Genomic DNA, 10,018 nt, shown 5'->3' on the forward strand with positions numbered 1-10,018 from the left:
TCTGCGTTCTATTCATCACTTAACAATGATTCTAATTGCGCCAATTTTTTTGCAAGCGCGTCGTCGGGTTCATTCGCGACAGGTTCATTCGTACGATCATCGTCTTCATTCTTTGCGGGTGCGCTTGTATTCGCGCTCCAACCTAAGTTATCAAAAATATGCGCCGCCAGATCATGCGCGTTGGGGTAACTGAACACCGCCGGGGCCGCCAACGAAACACCCAGCGACCGCACCAGCCGGTCTTTGAGATCGACCGCCAGCAGCGAATCCATACCCAGTTGAAAGAAACCGTCATGCGCATCAGGCAGTTGACCGCCTTCATATCCCAGCAAGTCGGCGACGATGGTTTGGACATGCAACCGCAAAGCGCCAAGGCGTTCTTCATCAGCAAGCGCCTCGATTGTTTGCAGCGCATTTCCAGATTGCTCCGGTTGCACGTTTGTTGGAGCCGAATCAATTAATTCTTCAAAAAAGCGATGGCGCCCGTGGATTTCAAACAGGTTTGACAAGCGGGGCCAGTCGACATCCGCCGCAACCGTTTGAGCGGCGCCGGACGACAACACACGTTGAATTGCAGCAAATGACGCCTTAAAACTGAGCGGCGTGATTCCCATCGTTGATAGCAGATCACGCGCGGATTCGGTCGCCATTCCATCGCCGGGCCACGGCCCCCAATTGATGCTATGCGCGTTGCAGCCTTGTTTTGCAGCGTCGCAGGCGAGCGCATCGAGAAAATGGTTCGCCGCTGCATAATGGCTTTGATTTTTGGAACCCCACACCGAAGCAATGGATGAATAGAGCAAAATAAAATCAAGCGAAACGTCTTCCACTGCATTGAGCAGGTTCCATGCGCCCAGCGTCTTGGAGCGCATGACGTTATCCATTTGGGTTTCATCTAAATTTTCAATGCTCTGATATCCCGCCGCCCCCGCCGCATGAATAACGCCTTTGAGCGACGGCGCCTCGCGCTGAATGCGGTCAACAATTTTTTGCATCTCACCCGCATCGCATACATCGCCGCGCCAGACATGCACCACCGCGCCTTGCGCGCGAAGCGCCTGCACTTGTATTGCAGTCTGCTCTGTCTCGCCGCTGCGATTGGTCAACACCAGCGAACGCGCGCCGCGTTCCACCAGCCATTGCGCGGTTTGCAGGCCCAATGCGCCTAAGCCGCCGATGGTCCAATAAGTTGCGTCTGCGTCGATCAATATTGGATTCACGCTGTCACGCTTGCAGGATGCCAAGCGGGCGACAAAGCGCTTCGCTCCCCGCAAGGCGGCGATCATTTCGCTGCCGCCGATTGCGCATTCAAGCAGCAATCCATTTAATTCATCTTCATGGCTGCCATCGCCTAGATCAATCAATCCGCCCCAGTGTTCGGGAAACTCCAACGCCGCCGCTTTACCAAAACCATGCAAGGGCGCCTGCGCAATCGCGACGCGACCTTTATCGTCAGGCAATGCGCATGCGCATTGGGTCACAGCCCAGATTTTCAGCGCATTGTTATCACTGCGTTTCGCGACCGCTTGCAACAAACGTCGCATGGAGCCGCAGATGCTTTCCGGCGATCGCTGCAACTCTTCTACCGTAAGCGCATCAGTTGGCGGCGCATCCAGGGCGCCGAAATATAACACGGCCCGCATGGAAGCATCGCTTCGACCGAGTTCATCCAACGCACGATCCAGGTCGCCGCCAGGCGGCAACATGACGACATGTTGGCCTCGCGCTTTCAGGCGTTGCTCTACGGCTGCGGCGACCCCACCTGCGTCGCTCAACAACAACCAGGCGCTTTGCGTTTGCAAACAAGAGGGACCATCCGGCAGCGGCTCTTCGCGCCAGACGGTTTCATACAAATTTTCTTTCAGTGGGCGCTCGAACGCCTGTATTGCTTCGATTACTTTCGGCAACAACTGCTGTTCGTCAGCGTTGAATTCACCGCTCGCGAGCAAGCGTTGCAACAACGCATCCGCGTCATTTAATATAGAAACCGAAGGCGCTGCCGCCTCGTCAAGCCAATAGCGTTGGCGCTTGAACGGAACGGCGACCGTCCCCGTAATTGATAAAGCGGATTCTCTATCAACGCCGCTTAAAACCACGTGGCAATTGGTCCCTGAAATACCAAACGAGCTGACGCCAGCGCATGGCGGCGCTTCGCCTTGGTTCAATTCAATTTGATGGTCAGCAACACGCACATTGAGCGCACTCCAATCAATATGCGGACTCGGCGTCTGAAACAAAAGTTGTTTTGGCAATTGTTGATGTTGTAAGCACAAGACGGTTTTAATAACGCCCGCGACCCCCGCCGCCGCTTCGAGATGGCCGATGTTGGCTTTGACGGAACTCAACCAAAGCGGACGCTCACGCTGGCCTTGAAACACGGCGTCAATCGCCCGCGCTTCGATCGGGTCGCCCAGCGCCGTGCCGGTCCCATGCGCTTCGATAAAATCAATTTCATCCGGCGCAACGCCCGCATTCTTCATCGCGCTGCGAACCACGGCCTGCTGCGCCTGCGCGTTGGGAACAGTCAGCCCGCTGCTGCGTCCGTCATGATTGACCGCCGAGCCGCGCACAACCGCCAGCACCCGGTCTCCATCGCGCTGCGCGTCTGACAAGCGCTTGAGCGCCAACACGCCGCAACCCTCGCCGCGTCCAAATCCGTCCGCCGCTGCGTCAAACGATTTGCTGCGTCCGTCCGGCGCCAGGGCTTTCGCTTGCGACAAAAACAGGTTCACGCGCGGCGACGCCATGAACTGCACCCCGCCCGCCAAGGCGAAGCCGCACTCATTCAAACGCAAACTTTGACAAGCCAGATGAAGCGCAACCAACGACGACGAACACGCCGTATCAACCGCCAGATTGGGCCCGCGCAGCCCCAACCAATGCGAGACGCGCCCTGCAGCGAAACAAAAGCCGTTGCCTGTACCATCGAAAGTTTCAACTTGCGCCGGGTCGCCGCCGTGTAGTTTGCGCTGCGCATAATCATTCTGCCCGATGCCAATAAATACGCCGGCCTGGCTGCCGGACAAACGCTCCGGTGGATACTGCGCATCTTGCAGCGCCTGCCAACTCACCTCTAATAAGAGGCGCTGCTGCGGGTCGAGGCTTTTGGCTTCGCGCGGCGACATTTCAAAAAAGAACGGATCAAACTGATCGGCGTCGCGCAAAAAATAGCCGTGCCGCACATAACTTTTGCCCGGCGTTCCCGGCGTGGGATGATACAACGCCTCCGCGTCCCAGCGTTCGGAAGGAACAGGCGAAAGCAGATCAACGCCGTCGACCAGTGCGCGCCAAAATTCTTGCGGCGAACCGATGCCGCCCGGTAAGCGGCAAGCCATGCCGACAATCGCAATCGGTTCATGCAGCGAACGCTCACTGGCGTCAAGCCGCGCGCGCATTTCTAGCAGCGCAATCGCGGCTTTTTGTAGCGGCGTTAGTTGTGTTGTATGTGAATCGCTGTTCATGTTCGCCATTGTTCAAATTCGTTTTCGATTAGCGCGACCAGTTCTTGCTCACTCATCTCTTCTACCGTTTTGCGACCAGCCATGTTTGCATGTTGCGCGGCAGCCGTATCGCCCGCAAAGCATTGCTCTATCAAATAATCCGCAAGCGCCTCAATGGTCGGATATTCAAAGCCGATGGTTGAAGGCAGCGCCAGTTCAAATTGTGTTTGCAACTGGTTTTTCAGATCAACCGCCATGAGCGAATCCATGCCCATTTCAAAAAAGCCTTTGCTGCAAGAAACCGCATCGCGATCTTTGGCGCCAATGATCTTCATCACGATGGCTTGAATCGCATCCAGCATTCGTATTTTACGCTGCTTCTGTGAAAGAAGCGCTAATTCCTGCCGCAGCGATGTAGTCGTTGAAACCGCAGTAAGTTCTGACAAAAACGCTTGAACGCCTTTCGATGGAAAGCGCGAAGCCGCCGTCTCCCAATCAACATTCAAACACGCAATTTGCGGCGCGGCGCCGTTAAGAATACGCGGCAGGTTCGCCAGCGCCTCATCAGTTTCCATCGCTTGAAAGCCGTTCACAGCGAGCCGCTCTTTGTATTGATGATCGAGTTGCGACGCCATGCCGCCGTCGCGCCACGGCCCCCAATTGACGCTGAACGCATCCACGCCGCGACGCCGCAAGTCATGCGCAAAGGCGTCTAAGAACGCATTGGCTGCGCAATAATTACTTTGGCCTGCCGAACCCAGCAGAGGTGCAATCGAAGAATAAAACAGAATAAAATCACATTTGCATTCTTCCACCGCGCCATAGAGGTTTATTGCGCCAAGCGTTTTAGGCCGCATAACATTCACTAATTTTTTTGAATCCAAATTTTGAATGGTTGCGTCGTCTAAATGTCCCGCCGCATGAATTACGCCTTTGAGAGGCGGCAATTCGCGCTGAATACGTTGGGCGAGTTCCTGCATCGCGTTGGCGTCGCACACATCGCCGCGCCAGACATGCAGCGTCGCGCCCTGCGCGCGCAACGCCTCTAATTTCGCATTGACGGATTCAGCGGCGGCGCTGCGGTTCGATAACACTAACGTACGCGCCCCGCGCCCGACCAGCCATTGCGCCGCACTCAGCCCCAACGCGCCCAGGCCGCCGACGATCCAATAGGTTGCGTCTGGACGAATCGCGACCTCGCGTTTGATATTATTTTTACTCTTCATTAATCGCGCGACATAACGCCGCGTCCCGCGCAGTGCGACGGCGGTTTCGTTCTTCTCGCCCGCCAGTTCATTCAACAACGCGTCGAGTTGCAACTCATCCGAATGCGAGCCAAGATCGACCAGGCCGCCCCATAACTCCGGGTGTTCTAGCGCCGCCGCTTTGCAAAAACCATGCAGCGGCGCCTGCGCGAATGCAATGGGGCCATCGTCATCCGGCAATACGCTTGCGCATCGGGTCGCCGCCCAGATTTTTGTCGGCGTTGCATCACTTCGCTTCGCCAAAATTTGCAGCAAGCGCATCATGGAACCACAAAGCGCTTCATCAGTAGATGCGCCATCCGGCTGCGAATCCAAGGCGCATAAATAAAGAACGCTTTGAAGCGGCGCATGGCATTGTTGCAGTTGATCGAACCCAGCCTCGAGATCGCCGTCGGAAGCCAGCGCAACGACATGACAACCAAACGCGCGCAATCGTTGTGCAATTGCGTCGCCTACGCCGCCTGCATCGCCCAATAAAAGCCAGGCGCCTGCCGAATCGAATTGGCGCAGCCCATCCGGCAGCGGTTGTTCGCGCCAGGCGATTTCATAAAGATTTTCTTTTTGCGGCTGACTGAGCCTACGCAACGCTTCGAGCATTTTTGGCAGCAGGCGCTTTTCATCTTCGTCAAATTCACCGCTGGCAAGAAGGCGCTCGATTGCATTGTGATTTGCATGAAGCGATGAAGGCAAATCTTCGTTTCCGTCTTCGATCCAATAGCGCTGGCGTTGAAACGGATAGGTCGGCAGACTGAGTTTGCGCTGCATATAGCGCGAGTCTACATTGCGCCAATGAATCGACGCGCCGCGCGCGTACAACCGCCCGACGCCTTGCAACATCGTCTTCCAATCGGCCTCGCCCTTGCGCAGACTAGGCAACCATTCGGCGCCGTCATGGGTCACGCAATGCCGCGCCATGCCTGACAACACCGGCTGCGGGCCGATCTCGATTACGGCATCCACGCCAAGTTCGCATAGACGTTGAACGCCATCGGAGAAACGAACCGGCTCACGCACATGCCGCCGCCAATACGCAGCGTCGATTGTCTGTTCTTCGCGTCCACTTAGATTTGAAATCAACGTACAATCCGGCGCATGAAATTCGATAGTCGATGCGAATGCTTCAAACTCGTCCAACATCGGCTCCATCAAAACCGAATGAAACGCGTGTGAAGTTTGCAAACGGCGCGCAGCGGTCCCCTGCGATTCGGCGCGTTGTTCGAGATCCTCTAGTAATTTAACCGGGCCGGAAACCACCGTGTTGCGCGGCCCGTTCAGCGCCGCCAACGAGAGGCGCCCATCATAGTGCGCGACCAGTTCTTCCGCCTGCGCAATCGGCGCCAATAGCGCGGTCATGCCGCCTCCAGACGGAAGCGCCTGCATCAAACGCCCGCGTTCAGCGATGAGCCGCAAGCCGTCGTCCCACGCCATCACGCCCGCCGCGCAAGCCGCAGCGTATTCGCCCACGCTGTGCCCCAATACCGCGCAAGGCTCGACGCCCCACGACTTCCACACTTCGCACAGACCATACGCCAGCGCAAACAAAGCGGGTTGAGAAAATCCGGTTTGGTGAATGCGCTCAGCGCCGTTTTTATACAAACAATCAATTAGCGATTCGTTCAATGATGGGCGCAACACTTCATCGCAGCGCTCCAGCGTCTGACGAAATGTTTCGTTAGTCTCAAACAGATTGCGTCCCATTCCGTGGAACTGAGAACCTTGCCCGGTGAAGATAAACGCAATGCGCGGCGCATCCGTTTTGATTTCGCTGCATTCACAATTCAACAACGCTTCGCGCAATTCGTCGCGCGACGAAGCCAGCGCAGCATAGCGATGACTGAAATGCGCCCGCCCAATGTTGGCGCCGCCGCATACGTCCGCCAATTCGGCGCCGGGGTTTGCATCCAGGTACGCAACATAGCGTTGCGCCGACTCTTGCAAAGCGAATTTTGATTTTGCGGACAAGACCAGAAGATGATGAGAACGTTGGCTGCATTCAGAAAGAGAATCGCTTGCGCTGCTCAATACAATATGACTGTTCGTCCCGCCAAAGCCGAACGAACTCACGCCCGCGTTGCACGTTCCTCGCGACGAAGCCCACTCGACGTTTTGGTCCGCAACTTTCATCGAACTGTTTTCAAATTGAATCAGCGGATTGATTTGTTCAAAATGCAAATGCGCTGGAATGATTTTATGTTGCAACGCCAACACCGTTTTGATCAATCCTGCAATGCCCGCCGCCGACTCCAAATGGCCGATATTGGTTTTGACCGAACCCACCCAACACGTACCGCTGCGCCCTTCGGTTGAGAACACTTCGCGTAGTGTGTTGCATTCAATCGGGTCGCCCAGCGGCGTCCCGGTTCCATGCGCTTCGATATACTGAATGTCGCCCGGCGCCAGTTTCGCCTCATTGAGCGCGCCCAGAATGACGTCACGCTGCGACGGGCCGTTGGGCGCGGTCAAGCCGTTGCTGCGTCCGTCCTGGTTGACCGCCGACCCCCGCACCACCGCGAGAATGTGGTCGCCGTCGCGCTGTGCGTCCGACAGGCGCTTGAGCGCAACCACGCCGCATCCTTCGCCGCGCACATAGCCGTTCGCCGCCGCATCGAAGGTTTTACAGCGCCCGCCCGGCGACAACATTTGTCCGCTGGCGAAAGCTTGCGACAACAGCGGCGTCAACATTAAATTCACGCCGCCCGCCAGCGCCAGGCTGCACTCGTTGCGCAACAAACTTTGCCGCGCCTCATGCACCGCGACCAGCGACGATGAACACGCAGTATCAATCGCCATGCTCGGCCCGCGCGCGTCCAGCCAATACGAAATGCGGTTGGCGGCGATGCTGAATGCCGTCCCGGTTCCATAATATAAATTCGCAGGCGCCTTGGCGGCCTGATGCACTTGCGCATAATCGTTCGCGCTGACGCCGACGAACACGCCGGTATCTTGCGGAACGCCGCCCGCGTATTGCGCGTCTTCTAGCGCTTCCCACGCGACCTCTAACAACAAGCGCTGCTGCGGATCCATGCTCTCCGCTTCACGCGGGGTGATTTCAAAAAACGCCGGGTCAAACTGGTCGACGCCGTCAATAAAGCCGCCCCATTTCGCGGCGGGATGCTCTTCGCGATCAAAGTGTTTCCAGCGCTCAGGCGAGACTTCACGCACCGCGCTTTTACCGTCCACTAATAATTGCCAAAATTCTTCAGAATTCTTCGCGCCGGGAAAACGACACGCCATGCCAATAATCGCGATGGCTTCATTCTCATCTGGGCGTGATGATTGTGTTGCAACTTGAATGGCATCGCCGCCTGCGCTCGTCAATGCAGCAGACAATCGTTCTATGGTTGGGTAGTCATACAACAGCGTCGGCGCAATATCTTTTTTGAGCCATTCCTGCAACGCGCCTGAAATGGCAGCGGCGGCGGCGGAATCTAAACCATACGCAGAAAACGGTTCCGTGATGCGAATTTGTTTGGCGTCAACGCCAGTGCGTCCCGAAATTGTTCGCACCAACCAGCCTTGAATCTCTTCTTTCGATTGCGCGGGCGGCTGCTCATTCAAATCAGAAGAAGACGCCTGCCGTCTCCATTCGGCGACCGTGTGAAGCGAGCCGTCAAGAAAGCGCTGCTTGCAGCCATGGCGCTGAATTTTGCCGCTGGATGTCTTGGGAATCGTCGCCGTGCGCAGCAACAAAACGGCATAAGCCTGCAAATCATGCGACTCGGCAAGCGCCTTGCGTATGGCGGCGATCACTTCATCCGAATTCGCATTGCGCCGATGAATGCGTTCGACCTCCTGCGCAATCACCAGTTGCTCTTCACCATCAACTTCAACCGAAAACGCCGCGCCGCAATTGGGGCGCAAAGCGGCGTGACATTCCTCCACCGTTTTTTCAATATCTTGCGGGTAATGGTTAAGGCCGCGAATGATTAAGAGGTCTTTCAAACGCCCGGCGACATATAATTGACCGTCGCGAATGAACCCCAAATCGCCGGTGCGGAGATAGGTTCCTTCGGGCGCATCTTGAATCTTTGCCGCAAAGGTTTCTTCCGTCGCTTGACCCCGTCCCCAATAGCCGCAGGCTTTGCTCTCGCCCGCCGTCCAGATTTCACCAACCTGATCCGGCATACATTGAATTCGCGTTTCTGGATTCACGATACAAATTTGCGCGGCGTCATTGATCGGGCCGCATGAAACAAATGACTGCACGCCCACGCCTGGCTCGCTGGCGAGTTCAATTCGATGTTCGCCCAGCGCTTCAGAGTTCAAATGGCAAACATGATACTCGTCGCCGACATGAGTCGCGGTAACCTTGAGCGTATTTTCCGCGAGACCAAAACCAGGGATGACCACATTTGGACGCAATCCACATGACGCGAACTTCTGTTGAAAGCGGCGAATGGTTTCATCGCGCACTGGCTCGGCTGCGTTGAGCGCCATCCGCCAGGATCGTAAATTCAACGATGCGTATTTCTCGACAGCGATGCTTTGCGTACAAAGATCAAACGCAAAATTGGGCGCCGCGCTATGGGTGCCGCCGAACTGGCTGATCGCCTCCAGCCAGCAGACCGGAGATTGCAAAAACGAAGCGGGCGTCATCAGATAACAGTCGAACCCCATAAACAGCGGTTCGAGCGCGCCGTAGATCAAACCCATGTCGTGAAACAACGGCAGCCACGAAACCATCACACTGCTGTCATCATGCTTCCAACTCACGTCGAGGTCGATCAAGTTATGGACGAGATTGCGATGGCTGACCATCACCCCCTTGGGCGACGACGTCGAGCCGGAGGTGTATTGCAAAAAAGCAATCGCGTTATCATCCGTTGTTTGCTCGCGCCATTGCGAAGCGCTCGCGTCAAGTTCATCGGTATTGAACCAGGGAACATTTTTCAATTGCGGCGCATTTTCAATCCGCAGGTCTAAATCCGCTAGGATTTGTGAATTGGTCAAGAGCGCAACCGGCGCACAGTCGCCGACGATAGACGCCAAACGCGCATCGGGCCGATTACGCTTGGGCGGGTAGGTCGGCACTGCAATCACGCCCGCATAGAGGCATCCCATAAACGCGGCGATGTAATCCAGCCCCTGATGATAAAGCAACAAGACGCGTTCGCCCGGCGCCGCGACCTCTTGTAGAGACGCAGCGATGCAACGCGCGCGTTCATCGAACTGCCCATAAGTCAACGAAGCGGAAACCGTCCGCCCGTCGCTTAAAAAACGATACGCGCATTGGTCGGCCTGATGTTGCGAGCGATGCCGCAACGCCTCGACCAATGTATGAAACTGCGTCTCTGGCTGATTCATCAATTTACC

At 56.2% G+C, this 10,018-nt stretch carries 2 protein-coding genes; both read right to left on the minus strand.

Annotation, left to right across the window (positions count from 1 at the left end; translation table 11 throughout):
- Window positions 1-8: 8 nt before the first annotated feature.
- Window positions 9-3,470 carry an SDR family NAD(P)-dependent oxidoreductase gene (locus P9L94_00335; protein MDP8242496.1) on the minus strand — a complete coding sequence of 1,154 codons (3,462 nt, stop codon included), beginning with the start codon at window positions 3,468-3,470 and terminating at the stop codon, window positions 9-11.
- Window positions 3,458-10,009: an SDR family NAD(P)-dependent oxidoreductase gene (locus tag P9L94_00340; protein ID MDP8242497.1), complete on the minus strand. Its 6,552-nt coding sequence runs from the start codon at window positions 10,007-10,009 to the stop codon at window positions 3,458-3,460. Before P9L94_00340 ends, P9L94_00335 begins: the two co-directional genes overlap by 13 nt.
- Window positions 10,010-10,018 lie beyond the last annotated feature (9 nt).

It is taken from the genome of Candidatus Hinthialibacter antarcticus (assembly GCA_030765645.1).
Classification (GTDB): domain Bacteria; phylum Hinthialibacterota; class Hinthialibacteria; order Hinthialibacterales; family Hinthialibacteraceae; genus Hinthialibacter; species Hinthialibacter antarcticus.